General features: G+C 72.1%; 22 protein-coding genes and 2 pseudogenes. 11 read left to right on the top strand and 13 right to left on the bottom strand.

All coding sequences use genetic code 11. The features are described 5' to 3' along the window. Window positions 1–20: 20 nt before the first annotated feature. Window positions 21–575 (bottom strand): DoxX family membrane protein, encoded by a 555-nt coding sequence (locus ACIBG6_RS35235; RefSeq protein WP_399226794.1) that lies wholly within the window; start codon window positions 573–575, stop codon window positions 21–23. A gap of 179 nt (window positions 576–754) precedes the next feature. Between ACIBG6_RS35235 and ACIBG6_RS35230 the strand changes: the two genes are divergently transcribed. The 3 genes from ACIBG6_RS35230 (at window position 755) to ACIBG6_RS35220 (ending at window position 3,371) form a co-directional block, all read left to right on the top strand. Then, window positions 755–2,131: a dipeptidase gene (locus tag ACIBG6_RS35230; protein WP_399226793.1), complete on the top strand. Its 1,377-nt coding sequence runs from the start codon at window positions 755–757 to the stop codon at window positions 2,129–2,131. A gap of 59 nt (window positions 2,132–2,190) precedes the next feature. Then, window positions 2,191–2,793 carry an HdeD family acid-resistance protein gene (locus tag ACIBG6_RS35225; RefSeq protein WP_399226792.1) on the top strand — a complete coding sequence of 201 codons (603 nt, stop codon included), beginning with the start codon at window positions 2,191–2,193 and terminating at the stop codon, window positions 2,791–2,793. A 155-nt stretch (window positions 2,794–2,948) separates the two neighbouring features. Next, on the top strand, window positions 2,949–3,371 hold the full coding sequence (locus ACIBG6_RS35220; RefSeq protein ID WP_317601289.1) for a DUF350 domain-containing protein: 423 nt from the start codon (window positions 2,949–2,951) through the stop codon (window positions 3,369–3,371). 63 nt (window positions 3,372–3,434) lie between these two features. On the opposite strand, the gene ACIBG6_RS35215 is transcribed toward ACIBG6_RS35220, so the two are convergent. Beyond that, a complete protein-coding gene (locus ACIBG6_RS35215; protein ID WP_399226791.1) occupies window positions 3,435–4,382 on the bottom strand; it encodes a S66 peptidase family protein in 948 nt (315 codons plus the stop codon). A 149-nt stretch (window positions 4,383–4,531) separates the two neighbouring features. Beyond that, on the bottom strand, window positions 4,532–5,008 hold the full coding sequence (locus ACIBG6_RS35210) for a hypothetical protein (protein WP_399226790.1): 477 nt from the start codon (window positions 5,006–5,008) through the stop codon (window positions 4,532–4,534). Between the two features lie 408 nt (window positions 5,009–5,416). Between ACIBG6_RS35210 and ACIBG6_RS35205 the strand changes: the two are divergent. Further along, window positions 5,417–6,343: pseudogene (locus tag ACIBG6_RS35205) on the top strand (SPFH domain-containing protein); the annotation flags it as partial. A gap of 8 nt (window positions 6,344–6,351) precedes the next feature. Beyond that, window positions 6,352–7,347 carry a M23 family metallopeptidase gene (locus tag ACIBG6_RS35200; RefSeq protein WP_399226789.1) on the top strand — a complete coding sequence of 332 codons (996 nt, stop codon included), beginning with the start codon at window positions 6,352–6,354 and terminating at the stop codon, window positions 7,345–7,347. 13 nt (window positions 7,348–7,360) lie between these two features. On the opposite strand, the gene ACIBG6_RS35195 is transcribed toward ACIBG6_RS35200, so the two are convergent. The 3 genes from ACIBG6_RS35195 to ACIBG6_RS35185 all read right to left on the bottom strand — a co-directional run bounded on the left by ACIBG6_RS35195 (window position 7,361) and on the right by ACIBG6_RS35185 (window position 10,673). After that, a complete protein-coding gene (locus ACIBG6_RS35195) occupies window positions 7,361–8,281 on the bottom strand; it encodes an alpha/beta fold hydrolase (protein ID WP_399226788.1) in 921 nt (306 codons plus the stop codon). Window positions 8,282–8,427: 146 nt separating this feature from the next. Next, window positions 8,428–9,114: an ABC transporter ATP-binding protein gene (locus ACIBG6_RS35190; protein WP_390481246.1), complete on the bottom strand. Its 687-nt coding sequence runs from the start codon at window positions 9,112–9,114 to the stop codon at window positions 8,428–8,430. Between the two features lie 44 nt (window positions 9,115–9,158). Further along, entirely contained in the window at window positions 9,159–10,673 is a 1,515-nt protein-coding gene (locus tag ACIBG6_RS35185) for an ABC transporter permease (protein ID WP_399226787.1), read from the bottom strand. A gap of 185 nt (window positions 10,674–10,858) precedes the next feature. Between ACIBG6_RS35185 and ACIBG6_RS35180 the strand changes: the two genes are divergently transcribed. After that, complete coding sequence (locus ACIBG6_RS35180) at window positions 10,859–11,656, top strand: MBL fold metallo-hydrolase (protein ID WP_399226786.1); 798 nt, start codon at window positions 10,859–10,861, stop codon at window positions 11,654–11,656. A gap of 7 nt (window positions 11,657–11,663) precedes the next feature. Here ACIBG6_RS35180 and ACIBG6_RS35175 read toward each other — a convergent pair whose 3' ends face one another. Continuing rightward, a complete protein-coding gene (locus ACIBG6_RS35175) occupies window positions 11,664–12,887 on the bottom strand; it encodes an ROK family protein (RefSeq protein WP_399226785.1) in 1,224 nt (407 codons plus the stop codon). Window positions 12,888–12,967: 80 nt separating this feature from the next. On the opposite strand from ACIBG6_RS35175, the gene ACIBG6_RS35170 reads away from it, so the two are divergent. Continuing rightward, window positions 12,968–13,582 carry a winged helix-turn-helix transcriptional regulator gene (locus ACIBG6_RS35170; RefSeq protein WP_399226784.1) on the top strand — a complete coding sequence of 205 codons (615 nt, stop codon included), beginning with the start codon at window positions 12,968–12,970 and terminating at the stop codon, window positions 13,580–13,582. Then, window positions 13,579–14,502, top strand: coding sequence for a ketopantoate reductase family protein (locus tag ACIBG6_RS35165; protein ID WP_399226783.1), 924 nt, complete (start codon window positions 13,579–13,581; stop codon window positions 14,500–14,502). Before ACIBG6_RS35170 ends, ACIBG6_RS35165 begins: the two co-directional genes overlap by 4 nt. A gap of 10 nt (window positions 14,503–14,512) precedes the next feature. Here the strand turns inward: ACIBG6_RS35165 and ACIBG6_RS35160 are convergent, their stop codons facing one another. Beyond that, window positions 14,513–15,790, bottom strand: a complete 1,278-nt coding sequence (locus ACIBG6_RS35160; protein ID WP_399226782.1) for a serine hydrolase domain-containing protein — start codon at window positions 15,788–15,790, stop codon at window positions 14,513–14,515. 187 nt (window positions 15,791–15,977) lie between these two features. Between ACIBG6_RS35160 and ACIBG6_RS35155 the strand changes: the two genes are divergently transcribed. Together ACIBG6_RS35155 and ACIBG6_RS35150 are read left to right on the top strand one after the other, a co-directional pair. Then, window positions 15,978–16,844, top strand: coding sequence for a GNAT family N-acetyltransferase (locus ACIBG6_RS35155; protein WP_399226781.1), 867 nt, complete (start codon window positions 15,978–15,980; stop codon window positions 16,842–16,844). A gap of 49 nt (window positions 16,845–16,893) precedes the next feature. Continuing rightward, the gene (locus tag ACIBG6_RS35150) at window positions 16,894–17,397 is read left to right on the top strand and encodes a GNAT family N-acetyltransferase (RefSeq protein WP_399226780.1); all 504 of its coding nucleotides are present in this window, start codon (window positions 16,894–16,896) and stop codon (window positions 17,395–17,397) included. A gap of 18 nt (window positions 17,398–17,415) precedes the next feature. Here ACIBG6_RS35150 and ACIBG6_RS35145 read toward each other — a convergent pair whose 3' ends face one another. The 3 genes from ACIBG6_RS35145 to ACIBG6_RS35135 form a co-directional block, all read right to left on the bottom strand. Further along, on the bottom strand, window positions 17,416–17,883 hold the full coding sequence (locus tag ACIBG6_RS35145) for a hypothetical protein (RefSeq protein ID WP_399226779.1): 468 nt from the start codon (window positions 17,881–17,883) through the stop codon (window positions 17,416–17,418). Window positions 17,884–17,939: 56 nt separating this feature from the next. Beyond that, complete coding sequence (locus tag ACIBG6_RS35140; protein WP_399226778.1) at window positions 17,940–18,341, bottom strand: VOC family protein; 402 nt, start codon at window positions 18,339–18,341, stop codon at window positions 17,940–17,942. 116 nt (window positions 18,342–18,457) lie between these two features. Continuing rightward, entirely contained in the window at window positions 18,458–18,838 is a 381-nt protein-coding gene (locus ACIBG6_RS35135; RefSeq protein WP_399226777.1) for a VOC family protein, read from the bottom strand. A 930-nt stretch (window positions 18,839–19,768) separates the two neighbouring features. Between ACIBG6_RS35135 and ACIBG6_RS35130 the strand changes: the two are divergent. Beyond that, window positions 19,769–20,789 (top strand): annotated as a pseudogene (locus ACIBG6_RS35130) (IS630 family transposase). Between the two features lie 139 nt (window positions 20,790–20,928). Here the strand turns inward: ACIBG6_RS35130 and ACIBG6_RS35125 are convergent. Further along, the gene (locus ACIBG6_RS35125; protein ID WP_030552413.1) at window positions 20,929–21,315 is read right to left on the bottom strand and encodes a nuclear transport factor 2 family protein; all 387 of its coding nucleotides are present in this window, start codon (window positions 21,313–21,315) and stop codon (window positions 20,929–20,931) included. Between the two features lie 451 nt (window positions 21,316–21,766). Further along, the gene (locus ACIBG6_RS35120; RefSeq protein WP_399226776.1) at window positions 21,767–22,453 is read right to left on the bottom strand and encodes a MerR family transcriptional regulator; all 687 of its coding nucleotides are present in this window, start codon (window positions 22,451–22,453) and stop codon (window positions 21,767–21,769) included. Between the last annotated feature and the right edge of the window lie 61 nt (window positions 22,454–22,514).

The raw sequence follows: 22,514 nt of genomic DNA, 5'->3' as shown, positions 1-22,514 counted from the left end.
TCCCTTCCTCTGCGGCGAGCCTAACGCTCCTCGCCCGGTGCGGCGTCCGCCGGTTCGTCGTCCTCCGCGGGCCCCTGGTCCTGGGCCCGGCGGCCGACCACGGCGGCCGCGGCGATGGCCGTGCCGAGGAAGGCGGTCGCCACGACCCACGGCCGGTCGAGGACGTGGCAGGTGGCGTGGTCCAGGGAGTACCGGCCGGCGCCCGCGATACCGATCGCGGCGGCCGTGAAGCCGAGGAAGGCCGGGTACTCGTACCCGCCGGCGTGGGCGAAGAAGCCGGCCGGGGCGTGGACGGCGACGGCTCCCGCCATGGCACCGGCCGCGGCGGCGCCGGCGGCCGGGGTGGCGAGACCGAGGGCGAGGAGGACGCCGCCGCCCGCCTCGCCGAGACCGGCGGCGATCGCGCTCTCCCGGCCGGGCGAGAAGCCCATCGCCTCCATGCCCTTGGCCGTGCCTTCGAGGCCGCTGCCGCCGAACCAGCCGAACAGCTTCTGCGTCCCGTGCGCGGCGAGTACGGCGCCGGTGCCGACCCGCAGCACGAGCAACCCGAGGTCACGTCGGTTGAGCTGGGTCATGAGGGGGTCTCCGTAACGTGCGGGAAGGCGGACTCGTACGCCGTCCACTCTCGGCCCGCTCCCCCGGCCGCGCCGCCCGGGACCCTGCTTCCCTGCTCCATCGGAGTCATCTTTTGCGGCAATTGTCCCGCGTTGCTTTAGTGAGGGAGCTGTGGCCGTCCCGAAGAGAGTGGGTACGCATGACCGCCGAGTCCCCCGAGACCGCCGCGCTGCGGGAGAAGGTCCGGACGCTGATGCCGCGGGCGAAGGAGGACCTCGCCCAGCTGGTGGCGATGCGCTCCGTCGCCGACGCGCGCCAGTTCCCGCCCGAGGAGTGCGCGAAGGCGGCCGACTTCCTCGTACGGGCCTTCACCGAGGCCGGACTCCGTGACATGCGGCGGGTGACGACCCCGGACGGCACGGACGCCGTGGTCGGCCACGCGCCCGGCCCCGAGGGCGCGCCCACGGTGCTGCTCTACTGCCACTACGACGTCCAGCCGCCGCTGGACGACGCCGCCTGGCAGACACCGCCCTTCGAGCTCACGGAACGCGACGGCCGCTGGTACGGGCGGGGCTCCGCCGACTGCAAGGGCAACATCGCCATGCACCTGACGGCCCTGCGGGCGCTGGGCGGGCCGGAGGGCAAGGGCTTCCCCGTGAACATCACGTTCGTGGCGGAGGGCTCGGAGGAGCAGGGCACGGGCGGCCTGGAGCAGCTGGTGCCGGTGCAGCCCGACCTCTTCGCCGCCGACGCCCTGCTGATCTGCGACACCGGGAACTTCGCACTCGGCCTGCCGACGGCGACCACGTCGCTGCGGGGGCTCACCAATGTGGTGGTCACCGTCTCCACGCTCAAGGGCGAGATGCACTCGGGGATGTTCGGCGGGCCCGCGCCCGACGCGCTGGCCGCGCTCGTACGGATCCTCGACAGCCTGCGCGACGAGCACGGGAACACCGCGGTCAAGGGGCTGCCGGGCGACGGCTCCTGGGACGGCGTGGACTATCCGGCCGAACAGTTCCGGACCGACGTGGGGGTCCTGGACGGCGTGTCCCTCGTCGGTACGGGCTCGGTCGCGGACGAGCTATGGGCCCGTCCCGCCGTCACCGTCCTCGGCATCGACTGCCCGCCGGTCGTGGGCTCCTCGGCCGCGATCCAGGCGAAGGTACGGGCCAGGGTCAGCCTCCGCGTCCCGCCGGGCATCGACGTGAACGAGGCACTCCGCGCGCTCACCGACCATCTGACCTCGGCCGCGCCGTGGGGCGCCCGGGTCGAGGTGGAGGCGGAGAGCGCCGGGCAGCCCTTCCGGGCGCGCACCGACGGTCCGGCCTACCGTGCCCTGGCGTCGGCGCTGCGCGAGGCCTACGGGAAGGAGATGGTCGAGTCGGGGCAGGGTGGGTCGATCCCGCTGTGCAACGTGCTCGCCGACCGGTTCCCGAAGGCGGAGATCGCGCTGATCGGCGTCGAGGAGCCCGGCTGCCTCATCCACGCGCCCAACGAGAGCGTGGACCCCTCGGAGATCGAGCACATGGCGCTGGCCGAGGCACTGTTCCTCAGCGGCTACGCGACCGCGCGCTGACCGGTCTCCCTCCCCCGCACGTAACCGACGCACCTGAACGGAAAGGGACCGATGCTTCCATGACACAGACTCATGACGGACCGGCGCGGCACGACGTACCGCCGGGTCCGCTCGGTGCGCTCGCGGGCGCGGCCTGGCAAGCGCTGCTCGTCGCCGGGCTCGTCTCGGTGGTCCTGGGCATCCTGGTGCTCGTATGGCCCGATGCCTCCCTGAGAGTGGCCGGTGTTCTCTTCGGCCTCTATCTGCTCTTCAGCGGTGTGATGCAGCTGGTCGCGGCCTTCGGTACGCACGCGACCACGGCGCTGCGGGTCATGGCGTTCATCAGTGGTGCGCTCTCGATCCTGCTCGGCCTGTTCTGCTTCCGGGGCGCGATGCAGTCGACCCTGCTGCTCGCGCTCTGGATCGGCATCGGCTGGCTCTTCCGGGGCATCACGCAGACGGTGGCCGCGGCCTCCGACCCCGGGATGCCCGCGCGCGGTTGGCAGATCTTCCTCGGCGTCGTGAGCGCGGTCGCCGGTGTGGTGCTCATCGTGTCGCCGCTGGAGTCGGCGAGGGTCCTCGCCGTGCTCGCCGGTATCTGGCTGATCGTGGTCGGCGTGGTCGAGCTCGTCACGGCCTTCGTGATCCGCTCGCGCGCCAAGGACCTGCCGGTGGGGGCCTGACGCGTCGCCCCACCGCTCCCCGACTCCCGTCGCCACCGCCCGCCGCCCACCCGTTTTCCGGGTGGGCGGCGGGCGTGGTCGACCCGTGCGCTACATTTTGCCGGTCCTTGACCACCGATCCACCGTGATCGCAACCCTTCCGGAGTCGGCATCCCATGAGCGACATCGTCAACGGCCTGGGCCGGGCAGGCGCGTACGGCGCCCTCGGCGTGGTCCTGCTGATCCTCGGCATCGTGCTCGTGGATCTGCTGACGCCGGGGAAGCTCGGCCGGCAGATCTGGGAAGAGCGCAACCGCAACGCCGCGATCCTGCTGAGCTCCGCGCTCCTCGGCATAGGCGGCATCGTCTTCACCTCGATCTGGACCACCTACCACGACTTCGGCAAGGGGCTCGTCTCCACGGCCGCGTTCGGCCTGCTCGGCCTCGTGATGATGGCGGTCGCCTTCCTCGTCGTGGACCTGGTCACGCCGGGCAAGCTCGGCGCCACGCTCGTCGACCCCGAGCCGCACCCGGCGGTGTGGGTGACGGCCTCCTGCAACCTCGCGGTCTCGGCGATCGTCTCCGCCTCGATCGCCTGACGGCCACGCACACGGAGAGGACCCGGCCCGACGGGCCGGGTCCTCTCCGTGTGTCCGGCGGCGTCAGTCCAGCGTCTGGGTCAGTTCGCTGCGCGCCGCCGTGTGGACGAGGCGGCCGCGGGCGCCGTTGACGATCGGCAGGTAAGGCGCCACGTGCCCGCACTCGACGTCGGCCACGATCGGCACGTTCAGCGGCGCGAGCGCGTCGAGCACGGCCTCGTGCTGGCTGAGCGAATCGTGGCCGGGGGCCGAGGTCCGGCCGACGAGGACCGCGTTCGCCTCGTCGAAGAAGCCCGCCAGCCGCATCCCGTGCAGGTACCTGCAGATGGCGAAGGAGTCGTCGCCCCCCGCCTCGACGTAGACGAGGAGTCCCTCAGGGGCCTCGGTCCGTGCGAAGCGCGAGGCGTCCAGGTAGGGCGTCCCCGTGAGGTTGCACAGCATCTCGATGCACCCCCCGATCAGGCGCCCCTCGACCTCCACGTCCCCGTCGCCGTCCAGCCTGGTCCATCTGCCGGGTGTGTCGAGCGTGAACTCGCGGACCTCCGGATGGAGGGTGTAGTCGTCCCAGCCGCCGGCTCGGTAGCGGTTCGGCGGGACCTGCGCGAACCGGTGTCCTCGCGGGGCGGTGACGATGTCGAGCCACGACAGGAGCCCGTCCGGCGCGCGGTAGGGCGAGTCCATGAGGTTGTTCCCGTGCACGGTCGCCGTGCCGGTGAGCAGGGTCAGCGGTGTCATGACGGTCGCCATGTCGGAGAACCCGACCAGCCACGTCGGCTCGGCTTCCCGCAGCCGGTCCCAGTCGAGAAGCGGCAGCAGGTCGATCGCGGTCTCGCCGCCCCACGGCGGCACGACGGCCCTGATGCCGGGGTCCGTCAGCATGGACATCAGCTCGCGCGCGCGGTCGGCGGCCGGGGCACTGACGTGACCGGCGCCGTCCATGCAGTCGCCGACCACCACCTCGTACCCCCGGGCCTCCACGTCGCGGATCGCCACGTCGAGGCGCGCACGCATCTCCTTCGGCACTCCGCTGGAAGGGGAGGTGACGCCTATACGGTCACCGGGGCGCAGGGGGTTCGGGTATCGAATCGACATGCGCCGGATCCTGACATGCCGTGACGACCATGCGGCATCGAATTTCGCGGGCGGTGCGCCCGCTCCCGTCACGGATTCATGGGCTCCACCTCCAGGAAGCGGCGCCCCCGCGGCCCCCGGTAGAGCAGGGCCTCCCAGCCCAGTCGGGCCAGCGCGGGTACGCACGCGGCGAGCGCCTCCGCCTCCTCCTGGGCGGCCCCCGAACCGGGCGGGCCCAGCCACTCCACCACGGCGGTCCCCGGCCGGTCCCCCGCCCTGACCCGGTAGCCGGTGGCGACCCGCGCGCCCGCGGCGTCCACCGAGGAGGGCGTGAGCCCGCCGGACTCCAGGGCCAGGGCGACCGCGCGGACCGGCCTCCCGCGCTCCCAGTCGGCGGGCACCGCTTTCGGATCGCCCCCCTGGCCGTTCGTCAGGCGTCTGATCTGGAGCAGCCCGTCCCGGGCCGCGCGGACCTCGCGCGAACGCTGCTCGGCCGCGGCCCCGGGCAACGGCGGACCGTCCCCCGTGGCCGCCTCGAACGTTCCCCCACCGCTCGTCGTCGTCATGCGAAAACGGTAGGGGCCGCCACTGACAACGGCCTGCTGTGAAGCCTTGGCCAAGGGACTAAAGTCCTCGACATTCGGGACTTCTGTCGTGGCATTTCGGACATTCACCCCTGTGACGATGGTCTTTGAAGATCATCCGACGTGCCGTCATCTCCGGACGGCCGGAAGGGCCTCATGACCGAGCCACAGAAGCGGCCCCTGCCCGTCCGAGTGCGTCGCCATCCGGACGGCATACCGATGGACGACCTCTACCGGTCGGATCCCGCGCGACCGACCGGCACCCTGCTCAGGCCGGACGACCGGTCCACGCCGGCGGAACAGACGGCACCCACGGCGCCGGCAGAGTCTGAGGAAGCCGCGGAACCGGCGGAACGTACCGAACCCGCGCGGTCCGTCCCTCCCGTCGCCGTCCCTCCCGTCACCATCCCTCCCGTCGCCGTCTCCCGACGCCCGCCGCCCTCCGACCCCGGTCTCGTCGAGCGCCCCGGGCCCGCCGTCCCCGGCTGGCTCGCCGTGCTCGTCGGCCTGACCGCGCTCGCCGGTCCTGCGGCGATCCTGTGGCGCGCCCGCCCTCTGAGCGGCATGCAGCCGCTGGCCTGGCAGTGGGCCGCGTTCGCCGGCTGTGCCGTCGTCGCCGTCGTCGCCTTCGGCGGACTGACCCGCGGGCGCACGGGCTCCGCCTGGGTCCTCTCGCTCTTCGGCCGCTACCGCGGGACCGTGCGCCGTACCGGCCTCGCCTGGATCAGTCCCTTCGTGCTGCGCAGCCGGATCGACGTCAGGCTGCGGCACTGGCGCAGCGAACCGATCGCCGTCGTCGACGCCGAGGGTTCGGCGCTGCGCGTCGTGGTCCTGGTGGTCTGGTCGGTACGGGACACGGCCCGCGCGCTCTACGCCGTCGACGACCATCTCGGCTATCTGCGGGAGCAGGTGGAGGCGGCCGCGGCGCGGGTCCTGTCGCAGCTGCCCGCCGACGCCTTCCGGGGTGACGCGCCGACCCTGCGGAACGCCGAGGCGGTCGGCGACGCCCTCACCCGCATGCTCGCGGCCGAGTGCCGGCCGGTCGGCATCGCGGTCTTCTCCGCCCAGCCGACCCGTATCGAGTACGCCCCCGAGGTGGCCGCCGCGATGCAGCGGCGGCAGATCGCCGCGCTCGACGCCAAGCACCGGGACTCCGTCCTGACCGGCGTCATCGACGCCGTGGACGACACGGTGACACGGCTGACCACACGCGGACTCGTCGAACTCGACGACTTCGAACGCCAGGCCCTGGTGAAGGACTTGACCGTGGCCTTCTACACCCGGCGTGGCGGGCCGGCCCCACAGAATCAGGAGTGACGAGGATCGTGGACACCCCCGAATTCACCGCACCCGAACTCACCGCACCCGACTTCACCGACGAGATACCCCTGGACTGCGCCTGCGCGGGCTGCGCCGAGACCGCCCGGGTCCACGGCGCCGGCGGCGCGCGCGCCGGTGCGACCCTGCACGGGGTGCGCCGCGCCGTCGTCGCGACCGTCGGTGCGGTCGCTCTGGTGGGGGCGGGCAGCGGAACGGCTCTCGCCGAGCCCGCCCCGGCGCACGCCGGCTGGGACGGCTCGAAGTACTGGTTCCGGAACGCCGCGGGCGAGTGGCGCTGGACCAGCCACCACTCCACGTACGTCCAGCGCGCGGGCGATTCCGGCGGCGGCACCGGCGGCGGCTCCGGCAACGGCCGGCAACAGGCCGCGGCGGGCGGGGGCCGTACCGGCGAGCCCGTCTTCCGGGGGCGGCAGGGCTGGGACGCCCAGGACCGCGTCTACTGGTACAAGTACCGCGGCCACTGGTACTGGACCAGCCACCAGTGGAAGTACGAGCAGCGGACGGGCACTTCGGGGAACACCTCGGGGAACACGTCGAAGCCGACCGGCCCCACGGACCCGTCCACTCCGTCCTCGCGGGGCTGGACGGCGCCGGTCTCCTCGTACGTCTTCACGGGGTACTACGGGCAGCGGGGTTCCTGGTCGAGGGGCTATCACACGGGCCAGGACTTCGCGGTGCAGACGGGGACCACGGTCCGCTCGGTCGGTCCCGGGCGCGTGGTGACGGCCGGGTACAGCCGCTCGTACGGCTACGAGGTGGTGATCCGTCACCCCGACGGCCGCTACACCCAGTACGCCCATCTCTCGCGGATCGACGTGTCCCCCGGGCAGAGCGTGTCGGCCGGTCAGCGGATCGCGCGGTCGGGGGCGACGGGCCGGGTGACGGGTCCGCACCTCCACTTCGAGGTGCGGACCACGCCGTACTTCGGTTCGGACGTCAACCCGCTGGCCTATCTGCGCGGCCACGGCGTGCCCGTGTAGCAGAAGGGCGGACTCAGCCCGCCACGCGCTCGATCCAGGCGGTGAGGTCGGCGACGACCTCGTCCCGGTTGGTCTCGTTGAGGAGCTCGTGGCGGGCGCCCTCGTAGCTGCGGTACGTGAGGTCGGTGAGCCCGGCCTCGCGGTAGCGGGCGACCAGGAGGTCGGAGAGGGCGAGGCGGGCGTTGAGCGGGTCGTGTTCGCCGACGAGGACGTAGACCGGCAGGCCGGTCGGGATGCCCTCGGGTGCGGCGAGCCGGCCGGCGGCGGCTCCCATGTCCGCCATCCCCCGGTCGTCGGCGGCGAAGCCGCAGAGCGGGTCGGCGAGGTAGGCGTCGACCTGCTTCTCGTCGCGGCTGAGCCAGTCCGCGTCCGTGCGGTTGGGCGCGAAGGCGGCGTTGAAGGCGTCGAAGACCCCGCCGCCCTCGGCGCCCTCGGCGCCCTCGGCGCCCTGGGCACCCTCGCCGCCCGAAGCCGGCCCCGCCTCGGCGGCCTGGCGGGCGGCCTCCACGAGTCCGGTGAGGAGCCCGTCCACGGCCGTGGTGCCGGAGAGGGCGACGCCGTCGACGAGGGCGGCATGGTCGAGGAGGTACTGCTGGGCGGCGAAGGAGCCCATGCTGTGCCCCAGCAGGATCACCGGCACCCCGGGGTGCCGGTCGCGGGCGATCCGGGTGAGGGCGGCGATGTCCTCGACGAGGAGGTTCCAGCCGTTCTCGCCGAAGTGGCCCGCGCCCGCGTGCATGGAGAGTCCGTGGCCGCGGTGGTCACCCGCGTAGACGGCGAAGCCGAGGCCGGTGAGGTGCTCGGCGAGCGGGGCGTAGCGGGCGGCGTGTTCACCCATGCCGTGCGCGATCTGGACGACGCCCCGCGCCTCGCCTTCAGGGAGCCACACGTGGACGTGGATGGCGATGCCGTCCTGGGAGGCGAAGGTGAACATGGCGGCTCCTGATTCCTGACTCTGGGTTCTGGGCTGCGGGCTCCGGGCTGTGGGCAGCGGGCAGCGGGCTCCTGATGCCCGGCCACCGTAACGGTGTTCGACATTGCCGAACACCGTCACGGTGGCGTGATCCCCGTCTCAGCCGCTCAGCCGACCGGGCGGTTCTCCTTCACGGTGATCCGGCCCTTGCGGATGGTGGCCAGGCGGGGCGCGCGGCGGGCGACGGCGCTGTCGTGGGTGACCATGACGAAGGTCAGTCCGTGCTCCTCGCAGAGCCCTTCGAGCAGGTCGACGATCTCGTCGCGCATCGACTCGTCGAGATTGCCGGTCGGCTCGTCGGCGAGCAGCACCTTCGGCCGCTTCACCAGCGCGCGGGCGATGGCCACGCGCTGCTGCTGGCCGCCGGAGAGCTCGGACGGCAGATGACCGAGGCGCTCGCCGAGCCCGACCGAATCCAGCGCCTCGGCCGCCCTGTCGCGGCGGTCGGCGGCCTTGACGCCGAGGGGGACCAGGGCGGTCTCCACGTTCTCCAGGGCGGTGAGGGTGGGGATGAGGTTGAAGCTCTGGAAGACGAAGCCGATGTTCTGGCCGCGTACGGCCGTCAGACGGCGCTCCGAGAGCTTCGCCAGGTCGGTGCCGTCGAGGAGGACGCTGCCGGAGGTGGGGCGGTCGAGGCCGCCGAGCATCTGGAGCAGGGTCGACTTGCCGCCGCCCGTGGGGCCCTGGATGACGAGCCGGTCTCCCTGACCGATGGCGAGGTCGACCCCGGCGAGGGCGTCGACTCTGGTGCGGCCGCGCCGGTACTGCTTGGTGACGCCGATGAGTTCGTACATGGTGCGACTCCTGGGTGAGGTGGTGCGGTGCGGGCGGTCGGCCACTACTCGACGCGGCGCAGCGCGTCGGCGGGGCGCAGGCGCGAGGCGCGCCACGCGCCGAAGGCGCCCGCGACGAGACCGCCGCCGAGGGCGAGGAGCACGGCGAGCCCGACGGTGGTGACGCCGACCGGGGCGGTCAGGGCGATGTCGACGGTCTTGCCGACGGCCGTACGGGCTCCGCCGGGGCCGCCCGCGCCGCCGCCGAAGACCATCCCGCCGCCCCGCCCGCCGAAACCGCTCACGCTCGCGCCCAGTTCGGCGGTGAGGTTCGGGCTGACGGCGGTCACGGCGTACGCGCCGGCGAGACCGGCCGCGATGCCGAGAGCGCCGCCGACGACACCGTTCACGAGGGCCTCGCCGACGACCTGGCGGGTGACCCGGCCGCTCGTCCAGCCGAGCGCCTTGAGCGTGCCGAACTCGCGGACGCGGCGGCCGACCGCCGCGGAGGTGAGCAGGCCGGCGACGAGGACGGCGGCGACGAGCACCGCGTACGAGAGCCACTTGCCCATCGTGGAGGCGAGGTTCGCGGCGGTGTCCAGGGAGCCGGAGACCGTCTGGGCGAGATCGGCCGAGGTGGTGACGGTGGTGCCGGAGACGTTCTTCTGGATGGCGGACTTGACCGCCTCGATCCTCGTCGAGTCGGTGGCCTTCACGTAGATCGTGGTGATCTTGCCGGTGGAGCCGGAGAGCGTCTGCGCCTGCTTCAGGGGCAGGTAGACCTGGGCGGCGGACTGGCCGCTGTCGGCCGTCGCGATGCCGATGATCTCGAACGACACGCCCTTGACCGTCAGCTTCCCGCCGACCGCGAGCCCCTCCTGCTGGGCGTAGGCGCTGTCGAGGACGGCGACCTTCGCGTCGGTCTCGGTGGTCTTGAAGGTGCGGCCCGTGGAGACGGTGGACGTGGTGAGGGGGCCGAGGTCGGGGGCGGTGACGTCGGTGCCGTAGAGCGTGAAGGAGTCGACGTCGAAGGCCGCGCCGCCGCCGGTGACCGTGTCGCTCGGGCCCGATCCGCCGCCGGTGGCTCCGGTGCCGCCCGATCCGCCGCCGGTGCCGCCCGGTTGGGCAGGCTGCGCCTGCTGCGGCTCACCGCGCTGGATCCGGCCGCGGGTGAACTCGCCGTCGATCTTGAGGTTGACGAGGCTCAGTCCACCCACCGCCCGGTCGACGCCCTGCTGCTTCGCGACCGTGGCGACGGTGGAGTCCGCCAGGGTCTGGAAGCCCTGGACCATCAGCCGGTCGCTGCTCTGCTCCTCCGCGCCGTCCTCCTGGCCCTCGAACTCGAACCGGGGCCGCTGCGGCCGCGTGCCCTCCTGGGGCTGCTCCTGGGCCTTGGTCACCGTCAGGTCCGTACCGAGCCCGTACAAGGACTCGAGCACCTTGCCCTGGGCGACTTTCATGCCGGAGGAGACGGAGTTGACGACGATGACCAGCGCGATCCCGAGCGCGAGCCCGGAGGCGACGACGAGCGCCGCCTTTCTGCGGCGGCGCAGCTCGCGCCGGAGGTAGGTGAAGAACATGGCGCGAAGGTAGGAGCGGCACGTGATGGTGGGATAAGGCCCGCGTGAGAGCCTGATGAGAGCACGTCAGCGAGGCAAAGCCTGGGCACGAGGGGCCTCGTGATGGCAGAGTCGGCGCCATGTCGGACAGTGGGGGAACAGTGAGGCCGGGAACGGAGCGGCAGGGACCGGTGCAAGCGGGGCCGGTGCGACACGGGCCGGTGACGGCCCTGCTCGACGCCACCGGGATGTTCTTCAAGTCGGCGCGGGACGCGTTCCCCGGGGCGCTCCCGGCCGACTGGGCGGCCGCCGCCGCCCTCGACCCGGGGGCGGTCGGGCCCGACGGAGCCTGGCGGCTGGACTTCCGGTGCTTCGCCGTCGCCGACCCGGGCGGTACGGGCTGGACCCTGATCGACGCCGGCGTGGGCCCCGCCGAGGGCCCGGGAGCGCCCTGGTGCCCCGTCCCCGGCCGGCTGCCGGACCTCCTCACGGAGGCCGGGATCGATCGGAGAGACGTCCACACCGTCGTCCTCACGCACCTGCACGAGGACCACACGGGATGGGCCGCCGACGCCGCGGGGCAGCCCTTCTTCCCGGACGCCCGGTACGTCGTCCAGGGCGCGGAGACCGCCGCGCTCGACCGGCACGACCCGGTGTGGTCCTGGGTCGTGGAACCGCTGCGGGCCGCCGGGCAGTTGCACGAGGTCGACGGCACGCACCGGCTCCGCCCCGGTGTCACCCTGCTGCCCACGCCGGGGCACACCCCCGGCCATCAGTCGGTCCTCGTCGAACGCGCCGGCGGCCGGGACGTCCTCGTCACGGGCGACCTCCTCGTGCACGCCGTCCAGCTCGCCGCTCCGTCCGTCGCGTACGCCCACGAGCGCGACCCGGCCACGGCGCGGGCCTCCCGCGAGGAACTGCTCGCGCGGGCCGCCGAACGCGGCGCGGTCCTGGCGACGGCCCACCTGACCCGCCCGTTCGTCGAACCGCCCAAGTCTCCCTAAGGGAACGTCAGTTGTCCGTAGCCGCCGTCGCGTAGGCGAGCGGGTCGGTCAGGACGTCGTGGAGGACGAGGGCCGCCGCGCCCCGGGCGGCGTCGGACGCCGGGGAGGCGGCACGGAGACGGGCGGCGTCCGGGGTCCAGAGGCCGGAGACCACCCGGGCGGCGAGCTCCTCGGCGACGGCCGGGGCGAGCCAGGGCATGAGAAGCGGGTAGATGCCGCCGAGGACGACGGCCTCGGGATCGAGGAGGTTCACGGCGCCCGACAGCGCGCGGCCGAGCATGCGGCCCGCCTCGCCGAGCGCGCCGAGTGTGCGGGGATCTCCCGTCTCGGCACGGCGTACGAGCTCCGCGACGTCGGAGGCCGCCGACGCCCGCAGCAGCGCCGCCTGACCCGCGTACTGCTCCAGGCAACCGCGTGATCCGCAGCGGCAGCGGGGCCCCTCGGCGTCGACGGCCAGATGGCCGATCTCGCCCGCGAAGCCGTGCGCGCCGCGCAGGAGTTCGCCGTGGACGACGATCGCGCCGCCGACCCCGATCTCGCCGGTCAGGTGCAGAAAGGTGCGGAGGTCGCCGAGCGTGCCGAACCACAGCTCGGCGAGGGCCGCCATGTTGGCCTCGTTGTCGGAGGTCAGGGCGAGCCCGGCCGGTCCGCCCGTGCCGGGCCGTCGCGCGGTGAGGGCCTCGGCGAAGAGCCGTTCGGCGTCGACCTCGTTCCAGCCGAGGTTGGGCGCCTGCCGGACGGTCCCGCCGGTGACCAGTCCGGGGAGGGCGAGCCCGGCTCCGGCCGGGACCAGCCCTCGTCCGGCCGCGTCGTCGAGGGCCTCGGCGGCGATGCGGGCGGCCCGGTCCAGGACCTCTGCGGCGCCGGCCGCGCGGTTGTCGAGGCGCTCGGTGCGCCGGACGCGGTCGGTGCCGGTGAGGTCGACGACGCAGACCGTCACGTAGTCGATGTTGACCTCGACGCCGAGCCCCGCGGGGCCGGTGTCCGCCGGTTTCAGTACGGTCCCCGGCCGTCCGGCCTGCCCGCTGAACGTCTTGCCCGACTCGACGAGGAAGCCGAGGTCGAGGAGCTGCTCGACGAGCGAGGAGACGGCGGGCCGGGTGAGGCCGACGCGGGACGCGACGGCGGCCCGCGTCGTCTCGCCCGCGTCGTGGACGGTCCGCAGGACGAGACTCAGGTTGTGCCGGCGCACACCCGACTTGTCGGCCTTGGGTTCCGTGGGCTGGTTCATGGTGAGCGAGAGCCTAGTCGCCCCTTTCGCTCACCAGAAAACAGTTCGGTGACCGAACTCTTCTGCGCTAGCCTCGCCCCATGACGCTTCCGCGCGACTACCGCGGCCAGACCTGCGCCCTCTCCCGCTCGATGGAGATCGTCGGCGAGCGCTGGACGCTGCTCATCCTGCGCGACGCCTTCTACGGGGTCCGCAGGTTCGGGGAGTTCGCGGCGCATCTGGCGGTCCCCCGCGCCGTCCTCACGGACCGGCTCACCACGCTCGTCGAGGCCGGCGTCCTGGACCGCCGGCGCGAGACGGACACGGGGCGCCGCGAGGTCTACGTCCTGACGCCCAAGGGCGTCGCCCTCTGGCCGGCCGTCCGCGCGCTCACGGCATGGGGCGAGGAGTTCTACGCGGCGGAGGGCGGCCCGCGCCGCGTCTTCCGGCACGTCGGCGACGAGGCCCCGCTCGACGCCGACGGACGGTGCACCGGCTGCGGCACGGCCGTACCGGTCGAAGACGTCCTGGTCACCCCCGGACCGGGACTCCGGACGGCGTCCGGCTCCCCGGCCGTGGACGCCGACCCGGTGACTGCGGCACTGACCCGCCCGCACCGCCTGCTCACTCCGCTCCTCCCCCTCCCCTCTCTCCACCCTCCCGCCCACCCCATCACCGCGCCCTCAGGGCGCCCCACGAGAGGTCCCCGCCCATGAAGATCCTGGTCGTCGGCGCCGGTGCCACCGGTGGCTACTTCGGTGCCCTGCTCGCCCGGTCCGGACAGGACGTCACCTTCCTCGTCCGCCCCGCCCGCGCCGCCGCGCTGCGCGAGCGCGGGCTGCGGGTCGTCGGCCGGGACGAGGAGTGGGTCCTCACGCCGCGCCTCGTCACGGCCGACGAGCTGACCGGCCCGTACGACCTCGTCCTGCTCTCGGTGAAGTCCACCGGGCTCGACCGGGCCGTCGAGGACATCGCGCCGGCCGTCGGCCCGGACACCGCCCTCGTCCCGCTGCTCAACGGCCTCGCCCACATCGACGTCCTCAACGCCCGTTTCGGCGCGTCCGCCGTCCTCGGCGGGGTGGCCAAGGTGGTCACGACCCTCGATGACACGGGTGACATCCGACGGCTGGCCCCCCTCGCCCATCTGGCCTTCGGCGAGCAGGACGGGACGGTCTCCCCGCGCGTGGAGAAGATCCGGGCCGTGCTCGACGCGGCGGGGATCGACGCGCCGGTGCCGGAGCGGGTCATGACCGCGATGTGGCACAAGTGGGTGTTCATCACGACCTTCGGCGCCGTGACGAGCCTGATGCGCGGCACCGTCGGCGACGTGTACGACACCCCGGGCGGCCCCGCGCTGGGACCCGCGGTCCTCGACGAGGCCGCCGCCGTCGCCGCCGCGGCGGGTCACCCCGTACCGGAGGCGGAGCGGGCGGCGACGCTCGCCGTGGTGTCCGCGTCCGGCTCGCGGATGGTGCCGTCCCTGTACCGCGATCTGACGGCGGGGCAGCCCACCGAGGTCGAGCACCTCTTCGGCGACCTGACCGACCGGGCGCGCGCCTTCGGTGTGGCGACCCCGCTGCTCGACCTGGCGACCCTGCACCTGCGGGTCCACCAGCGCCGGGTCCTGGCGTCGTAGAACCCGAAGGTCAGCCGATGGCCAGCGGCGTACCCGGGGCGAGTGCGGCCGCGATGCGTTCGGCGACCACCTCGGCCATGTTGCCCTCGGGTGTGGTCGCCGTCTTCGTGGCGGAGACCGCGATGGCGAGCCGCTCGGACGGGAGGTACGCCTGGATCGCCGCGTACCCCGAGAACGACGGGTTCTGGAGCAGCCAGCCGTTGATCACGATGACGCCGAAGCCGAAGTGCTTGGCCTCGGTCTGCTTCAGGCAGATCGTGGCGGGGCACTTCGCGGTCGCGCCGCCGAGTCCGACCGTGCCCGGGTCGAGCAGGGTCCGGTAGGAGCGGGGCGAGAGGAGCTCGCCGCTGCCGATGGCCTCGGCGGATCGCGCGAGGTCACAGATGTGGGTCGTGATGACGGCGCCGGGCGCGGTGGTCCACGAGGGGTTCCAGAAGGTCGACTCCTCGTAGAGGCCGCGGTCGGAGGTGAAGGCGTGCAGGGCCGGGCGCGGGATCTCGGGCGTGAAGTTGTTCCGGGTGTCGCGCATCCCGAGGGGCCCCGTGATCCGCTCCTTCATGAACTCGTCGATCCGTACGCCGGTGATCTTCTCGAGCGCGGCGATGAGGAGGACGTAATTGGCGTGGGAGTAGCTCCAGTTGGTGCCGGGCTCGTACCAGAACGAGTGACGGAGGGGGTAGCCGACGAGCTCCGTCGGGGTCCACGCGCGGAACGGGTGGGCCTCCAGTTCGGCGAGGAAGGCCGGGTCGGTGACGTAGTCGTGGAGGCCGGTGGTGTTGGTCGCGAGCATCCGCAGGGTGATCTTGTCGGCCTTGGGCAGGTCGGGCAGCCAGCGTTCCACGGTGTCGTCGAGCCGGACCTTCCGCTCCTCGACGAGCTGGAGGAGGGCGGTGGCGATGTGGGCGAACGCGACGGACCCGGCGCGGAAGTGCATGTCCGGCCGGGCCGGGACGTTCGTCATGGACTCGCCGAGCGCGTCGGTGACGACCTCGCGTCCGTCGACGGTGACCCGCAGCTGCACGGACTTCAGGCGGAGGTCCTTCTTGGCCTTGCGGGTGATGGCCAGGACCTGACGGGCCCGGTCGTCGCGGGGGTTCTCGGTCCGCACGCAGTCGCGTCCGCCGTTCCCGCCCCGGTCGCCGGACTCATCGGCTGACACGGGCGCGGTGGCGGTCGTCTGGAACGTGACGGCGAGGAGGGCGGCGCAGAGGAGGGCCCGGCGGGTGCCTGTCCGAGGACGCGTGCCAGTACCTCTACCGGTACGCGTACGGAAGGGGGTGAGTGTCATGGGCCGCACTATGTCCGGAAGACCGGGGGCGGCCCGCCGGAACACTCCGCGCACGGCGGCGGACGCGCCCGTGCGGGGCAGGCGCCTGAAGCCGTTCGGACGCAGAGCACCCGGGGCGAGTTGCGCGTGACGGCCGGGCCGGAAAAGCGGATGCGGACCGCCCCTGCCGTGATGTGTGATCGGGCGCATGGCGATCACAGGAAGCAAACCGGGAGTCGACGGACTGGGCGAGGCCTTGGACGTGCTGCGGGAGTGGCAGGACGAGGGGGCGCCGGCGCAGCTGCATCCGGGGGACCTGGGATGGTTCTGGCGGTCGGGTGCGGAAGCGACCGCCGCGGCGGTCAGGACGTGGAGCCGGGACGGACGGATCCTCGCCGTCGGACTGTTGGACGGTCCCGGGCTGCTGAGGCTGACGATCGCGCCGGACGCCCGGCAGGACGAGGAGCTGGCGCGGCGGTTGGTCGACGACGTCGCGGAGCCGGAGCGCGGGGTGCTGCCCGGTGGGAAGGCGAGCATCGAGGCGCCGATGGACGCGCTGGTCCAGGATCTGCTGTCCGGGGCCGGATGGCGGGCCGACGAGCTGTGGACGCCGCTGCGGCGCGACCTGACGGAGCCGGTGGACGACCCGGGTGTACGGATCGAGGTGGCCGGGCCGGAGCGGGCGGGCGCGTTCGCCGCCGTCCTCCGGTCGGCGTTCGACGTGTCGACGTTCACGGAAGAGCGCTGGCATGTGATGGCGGCCGGATCGGCGTACGCCGACGCCCGGTGCCTGATCGCGTACGACGACCAGGGCGACGCGGTGGCGGCGGTGACGGTGTGGTCGGCGGGTCCGGGGAAGCCGGGGCTGCTCGAACCGATGGGCGTGCACCGGGAACACCGCGGCCAGGGCCACGGCAGGGCGATCAGCCTCGCGGCGGCGGCCGCACTCCGGGAGCTGGGCTCGTCGAGTGCGATCGTCGGTACGCCGAGCTCCAACGTCGGCGCCGTCGCCACGTACGAATCAGCCGGCTTCGACCGGCGTCCCCAGGTCCGGGACCTGGCCCGGGACGCGTAACACGCGAGGGGGCTCCTGCTCGTGACGACCCGTGGGGCAGAGTAGGGGCATGTCTACGTACGAGACCATGTCGTTCCACCTGGAGACCGAGCGGCTGATACTGCGGCCGTGGGCCGAGTCGGACGCCGCCGAGTTCCGCGCCCTCATCCTCGAACGCGGCAAGGGGGCGTCCTCGGTCGAGCACATCCGGACGGCCATCACGGAGCTGCTCACCGCGACGGAGAGCACGGGGATCGCCCTGCTGCCCATCCAGCGCCGCGAGGAAGGCGACTTCATCGGCTACTGCGGGTTGATCATCGGCCGCACGACCCTGGATGAGCCGGAGATCGCGTACGAGTTGTTCCAGCACGCGCATGGGCGTGGCTACGCCACCGAGGCGGCTGCCGCGGTGCTCGACGCGGCGATCGCGACCGGGCGGAAGCGACTCTGGTCGACCGTCGGCGCGTGGAACGCACCGTCGCTCCGTGTCCTGGAGAAGCTGGGATTCGAGCGGGATCACGATTCCGTCGAGGACGCCGGTGAAGTGGTGTGGCTCACGCGCGCGTTGCCGTGACGCGAGACCGTGCGTGCTCTACCCCGATTCGCCGGTGAGGCAGGCGTGGCACAGGCAGGGGTCCGGGTGCGGACTGCGCGGCGCCGTCTCGGCGCGGTACCGGCGCGCGTACCGGCGCGCGTACCGCTCCAGCGTCGCCGATACGTCCGCTGCGTAGTCGGCGCCGAGGCCGCGTGCGTATCCCGCCTCACGCAGTCGCTCCAGGGCGCGCGGGGTGTGGACGAGCTTCGGCCGGAAGCCGTGGAGGTGGCGCGTCGCCGTGTCGATGACGATCCACCGGCTGGTGTGCCGCTCCCGTCCGGCCGCCGTGACCCGGTCGCCTCCCGGACCCCAGTACACGTGGACCACGTACACCTTCGCCCCGCCCCTGAAGTACTTCGTCCCCGGGCGCAGTTCCTGGCCGCCGACTCCGCATCGACGCCAGGCCACCACGTTCGCCGCCACGGCCCAGACCGGTTCATGCTGCGGGACAGCCGACTCGTTCACTCGCCCCGCCCTCCGGAGATTGGGCGGCCTGGTGCCGCGCGGGAGAAGCCGGATCGTCAGCCGGCCGTCGGGGCGGCGTCGGAGTCCTGCGGGTACCAGCGCAGTTCGACCGTGTTGCCGTCCGGGTCCTTCACGTAGACCGACTGGGCCGAACCGCGCGCGCCCCAGCGCGGGACGGGGCCTTCCAGGACGTCGAACGTCCCCGAATCGATGACTTCCTGCCAGTCCAGCGGATCCACGACCAGGCAGATGTGGTCGACGTTGGACTCGCCTCGGGGACGCGAGAAGAGGTCGATGACGGTGCCCTCGTCGATGCGCACGGACGGGAAGGAGACCTTGCCGGCCCGCCACTCCTCGACCCGCTCGGGCGCGAGGCCCAGCGGGCCGGTGTAGAACTCGAGCGCCCTGTCGACGTCGGTCACGTTGAGTACCAGGTGGTCGAAGGCTTTGACTCGCATGTGTCGGATCCCCGTTCTGGAATTACGTCTGATCTCGTGGTCTTCGGATGATCATGCTCATCCCAGAGCCGGCGATCAAGTGTGCGGGCGGAACTCGGGTGCGAGCCCCCGCCCGCTCAGAGGGGCTGGAGCCGGGTGCGCAGGAGGCAGAACTCGTTGCCTTCCGGGTCGACGAGGGCGTGCCAGCTCTCGGTGCCGGTCTGGCCGATGTCGGCGGGCCTGGCTCCGAGCGCGAGCAGCCGCTCCAGTTCGGCGTCCTGGTCCCGGTCGGTGGGGTTGACGTCGATGTGCAGGGGCAGCTTCCCGGCCCGCGGGTCGCTGCTGGGGCTGAGGATGAGCGTGGGCTGCGGCCCGCCGAAGCCGGCGTCGGGCGGCCCGATCTCGATGCTTCCGTCCTCCCGGCCGAGTTCCACGTATCCGAGGACCTCGCCCCAGAATGCGGCGAGCCGGGCCGGGTCTGCGCAGTCGATGACCAGTTCACTGATGCGGCATGCCATGCCCGCGAGTGTACGGAGGGCCCCCGGAGCCGACCGGCACGACGCCCCTTGACTTCGCGAACCCGCACGAGATCGTTTGCCCGACACGCCCTGGGCGGCGACCCAGGCCGACGCAGGCCGACGCAGGCCAGATGAATCCGGGCTTCCTAGGTAGGCGATGAAATCACGATGCCCCTGCGCCGCATCGTGATAGTGGCCGAGGTAGCGCGGGTCGGCGTTGAAGCCCCAGGGGTGAGCGTCCGCACCCCAGTCGGCGGCGATGGCGACGGCCCATTCCCGAACGCGGGCTCGGTCCCGCCACCAGTCACGGACGGCTTCCACCGTCCAATGGTCGTCACCGTCCCAGTTGTAGCCCCGGCACAACTCCATCCCGCAGCCGTCGATCAAGGCCGCGGTCTCGTGCTCGTCGACCGGTTGGCGATAGATGATCGCGGAGCCGAAACCGCCGCCCAGATCGTGGTCGTAGGCGATGTGATCCGGCGCGTCCAGACGCCCAGTGGCCATGCTGTCGGTCTCACCGGCGTAGAAGGGGCCCGGAACGTTGCGCCAGTTCCGCTGTTCCCACACGCTCGTGAAGAGTTACTCCGCACACTCCCCGAGGTTCTCGATCACCCGTTGAGCCGTGGGTAGCGGATTCCAGTAGCCGATCACGACGCCATCTTGCCCGGCCGCGATGAACAAGCCGAGGCTCACCCCCGATGACGACAGGCCCGGGCTGCCGCTTCCTCTGGATCACGTCGGCAACGGGCGGAGTGTCAGAGCGGCATGCGAGAGTCCTCGACATGACGACGCCGGAGAGTGCGGAACGAGTGCTGCCTGAGATCGTCGGACGAGCCTGTCCGTGTGCGCAGACTGACCGACCAGGAGGGGCCGCGGCTGCAGCCGATCGTGCGCCGGGGCAGCACCCACTCGGTGCGCTATCGGCGCGCGATGATGCTGCTGGCCTCGGCCGGCGGGAATCGGGTGCCGGTGATCGCCCAGCTGGTGGCGGCCGACGAGGACACCGTGCGCGATGTGATCCACCGGTTCAACGAGATCGGCCTGGCCTGCCTGGACCCTCGGTGGGCGGGAGGCCGTCCCCGCCTGCTCAGCGATGACGACAAGGACTTCGTCGTCCAGACGGCCACCACCCGCCCCACCAAGCTCGGCCAGCCTTCACTCGCTGGTCGCTACGCAAACTCGTCGCCTACCTGCGCACAGTCCACGGCCGAGTGATCCGTATCGGCCGCGAGGCGTTACGCGGCCTGCTCGCCCGCCGTGGAGTCACCTTCCAGCGCACCAAGACCTGGAAGGAATCCACCGACCCCGACCGCGAGGCGAAGCTGGACCGGATCGAGCACGTCCTGGACCGTTTCCCCGACCGGGTCTTCGCGTTCGACGAGTTCGGCCCACTCGGGATCCGGCCCACCGCAGGCTCGGGCTGGGCCGAACGGAAACACTCCGACCGGGTGCCGGCCACCTACCACCGCACCCATGGAGTCCGGTACTTCCTCGGCTGCTACTCGGTCGGCGACGACACGTTGTGGGGCGTCAACCGCCGCAAGAGAGGTGCCGCGAACACGCTGGCCGCGCTCAAGTCGATCCGCGCCGCCCGGCCCGACGGCGCCCCCATCTACGTGATCCTGGACAACCTGTCCGCCCACAAAGGCACCGACATCCGCCACTGGGCTACAAGGCACAAGGTCGAGCTGTGCTTCACCCCGACCTACGCCTCTTGGGTCAACCCCATCGAGGCCCACTTCGGACCGCTGAGGCAGTGCACCATCGCCAACTCCAACCACCCCAGCCACACCGTGCAGACACGACCCCTGCACGCCTATCCACGCTGGCGCAACGCCAACGCCCGCCACCGTGATGTCCTGGCCGCCGAACGCAAGGAACGCAACGCGCCCGCATCCGAAGCGAGAAGGGCATCCGTTGGTGCGGACGCCCCCTCAACACCGCAGCCTGATCAACCGCGAACTTACACAGCCACAGCGCACCATCGGTCCGCTCGTGGCCAAGCGCGGACGACCGAAATCCCGGCTGGGCAGACCCGGAGCCCCGAACGGGGCCGGTTCAGGAGGAGGACGGCGCCAGAGGAGAATGACTCAGGAGGCGGACGGCTCGATCTCCCCCGCGAAGACGATGACCTGGTCGATGAGGCTCCGCCGCAGATGGACGACGTCCGTTCCCGCCAGGCGGGGGCCTCCATCCGGCGTCGTGAAGACCCACTGGTACCGGGCCCACTCGTCCGGCATGTCCACTGCCGAACAGCGCACCATCGTGCCGGTCCCCGCGGGGTGGCGCCGGATGTCCAGCACGAACCGCTCGACCGCCTCGATCCCCTCACTGCGGCCCAACGGTCCCCAGAAGACCACGTCCGAGGTGAGGGCCTGGGAGAGCAGCGCAGTCACATAGCTGTCGTCCGAGGCGTTGAACGCGGAGATGAACGTGTCGATCGCGGACCGCGCGGTCTCTTCCTGCTCTTCCTGCATGCACCAGTAATACCAGTCGCCTCGCGGACCGCGCTCGTCCCGTGAGCCGTCTCCCGACCACGGTGAACCATCCCGGTCACAGCACTAGGGGGAGCTGCGTCGGCCGTGGGGACCGTGCGGCGAGCGGGTCAAGAATGACGCCGGGTTGCCGGCGCGGGCCCAATTGGAGGACGGCTTCCGCCTCTCCTAGATCGTCGCTCCCCGGGACAAGAGCCGCCGCGCAGACCTCGCCGGGTCCGTGTCATGGAGTACGACCTCGCCCCGGCTGCACGGTCTACCGGCTGATCACCACGGCCCTGGACCCGAAGCCGCCTTCGCCGCATCCGTGGCCGCGCGACAGGCGGACCACGATCCTGCGGGCGGGCCAGGGCGGTTGGGCCGCCGGCCCGCGGGGCGACGGGTGACGTACACGAGTGGGGCGGCACACTTGCGGGCGACAGCCCCCGTACGTTCACGTTGAGTTCGTGTCGTCAGGCCCGCCGTCGCTGTCGCCGCCGAAGTGTCGGGACGACTTGGATTCCTGGGCCAGGCGGCGGAGGGCCAGCAGGGCGGGTTCGAGGAGGATCGAGACCAGAACGGCCCGTTCGGCTTGGGCCAACAGGTCGCGCTCGCCGTGCATCTGCTGCATGTCCACGTCGGCGATGCTGTCGGCGAGTCGGGCGTAGGGCAGCAAGGCGCGCCAGTCGATGTCCGCGCCCAGGTCGGCGAGTGCGGCCAGGACCTCTGCCAGGGTGTGCGCTGCCGGGTTGCCCCGGGACACGTCCCACCCCATCTCGGCGATCAGCTCGCGTGTGTCGGCCAGGCCCGCCCGCTCCGGCTCCGGCTCGCTCGAGGGCTGTTCCGTAACGGCGTCCTCTTCCTGCTTGGCCGCACGTACGCCCAGCACTATGCCGAACACCTGGTGCAGATCCTCTTGTTCGGCGGTGATCGCGTCCAGGATCTCCTTCGTCGCCCCGGCCGACAGGCCTCGCGTCGCAATGAGGGTGCGGATGAACCGGAGCCGGTGGACGTGGTCTTCGCCGTAGTCGGCCTGGTTGGACGCGGTGGCCCGCCCCGGGGGCAGCATCCCTTCACGCAAGTAGTGCTTGATCAGCGGGACTTGCACACCGGTGCGTCGACTGAGCTCGGAGACCTTCATCTACTCACTTCCTCGGCAATGGATAGCGGATAACGCTATTATCCATTCTGCTGTGGTGCAC

Origin of the sequence: Streptomyces sp. NPDC050842 (genome assembly GCF_044456565.1) — a bacterium.
Classification (GTDB): domain Bacteria; phylum Actinomycetota; class Actinomycetes; order Streptomycetales; family Streptomycetaceae; genus Streptomyces.
Note: the sequence above shows the minus strand (reverse complement) of the source record. Positions and strands in the feature narration are given on the sequence as shown.

Coding starts and splice junctions, on each gene's coding strand:
- ACIBG6_RS35235 (WP_399226794.1), bottom strand. CDS start 575: ATGACCCAGCTCAACCGACGTGACCTCGGGTTGCTCGTGCTGCGGGTC.
- ACIBG6_RS35230 (WP_399226793.1), top strand. CDS start 755: ATGACCGCCGAGTCCCCCGAGACCGCCGCGCTGCGGGAGAAGGTCCGG.
- ACIBG6_RS35225 (WP_399226792.1), top strand. CDS start 2,191: ATGACACAGACTCATGACGGACCGGCGCGGCACGACGTACCGCCGGGT.
- ACIBG6_RS35220 (WP_317601289.1), top strand. CDS start 2,949: ATGAGCGACATCGTCAACGGCCTGGGCCGGGCAGGCGCGTACGGCGCC.
- ACIBG6_RS35215 (WP_399226791.1), bottom strand. CDS start 4,382: ATGCGTGCGCGCCTCGACGTGGCGATCCGCGACGTGGAGGCCCGGGGG.
- ACIBG6_RS35210 (WP_399226790.1), bottom strand. CDS start 5,008: ATGACGACGACGAGCGGTGGGGGAACGTTCGAGGCGGCCACGGGGGAC.
- ACIBG6_RS35195 (WP_399226788.1), bottom strand. CDS start 8,281: ATGTTCACCTTCGCCTCCCAGGACGGCATCGCCATCCACGTCCACGTG.
- ACIBG6_RS35190 (WP_390481246.1), bottom strand. CDS start 9,114: ATGTACGAACTCATCGGCGTCACCAAGCAGTACCGGCGCGGCCGCACC.
- ACIBG6_RS35185 (WP_399226787.1), bottom strand. CDS start 10,673: ATGTTCTTCACCTACCTCCGGCGCGAGCTGCGCCGCCGCAGAAAGGCG.
- ACIBG6_RS35175 (WP_399226785.1), bottom strand. CDS start 12,887: ATGAACCAGCCCACGGAACCCAAGGCCGACAAGTCGGGTGTGCGCCGG.
- ACIBG6_RS35170 (WP_399226784.1), top strand. CDS start 12,968: ATGACGCTTCCGCGCGACTACCGCGGCCAGACCTGCGCCCTCTCCCGC.
- ACIBG6_RS35165 (WP_399226783.1), top strand. CDS start 13,579: ATGAAGATCCTGGTCGTCGGCGCCGGTGCCACCGGTGGCTACTTCGGT.
- ACIBG6_RS35160 (WP_399226782.1), bottom strand. CDS start 15,790: ATGACACTCACCCCCTTCCGTACGCGTACCGGTAGAGGTACTGGCACG.
- ACIBG6_RS35155 (WP_399226781.1), top strand. CDS start 15,978: ATGGCGATCACAGGAAGCAAACCGGGAGTCGACGGACTGGGCGAGGCC.
- ACIBG6_RS35150 (WP_399226780.1), top strand. CDS start 16,894: ATGTCTACGTACGAGACCATGTCGTTCCACCTGGAGACCGAGCGGCTG.
- ACIBG6_RS35140 (WP_399226778.1), bottom strand. CDS start 18,341: ATGCGAGTCAAAGCCTTCGACCACCTGGTACTCAACGTGACCGACGTC.
- ACIBG6_RS35135 (WP_399226777.1), bottom strand. CDS start 18,838: ATGGCATGCCGCATCAGTGAACTGGTCATCGACTGCGCAGACCCGGCC.
- ACIBG6_RS35125 (WP_030552413.1), bottom strand. CDS start 21,315: ATGCAGGAAGAGCAGGAAGAGACCGCGCGGTCCGCGATCGACACGTTC.
- ACIBG6_RS35120 (WP_399226776.1), bottom strand. CDS start 22,453: ATGAAGGTCTCCGAGCTCAGTCGACGCACCGGTGTGCAAGTCCCGCTG.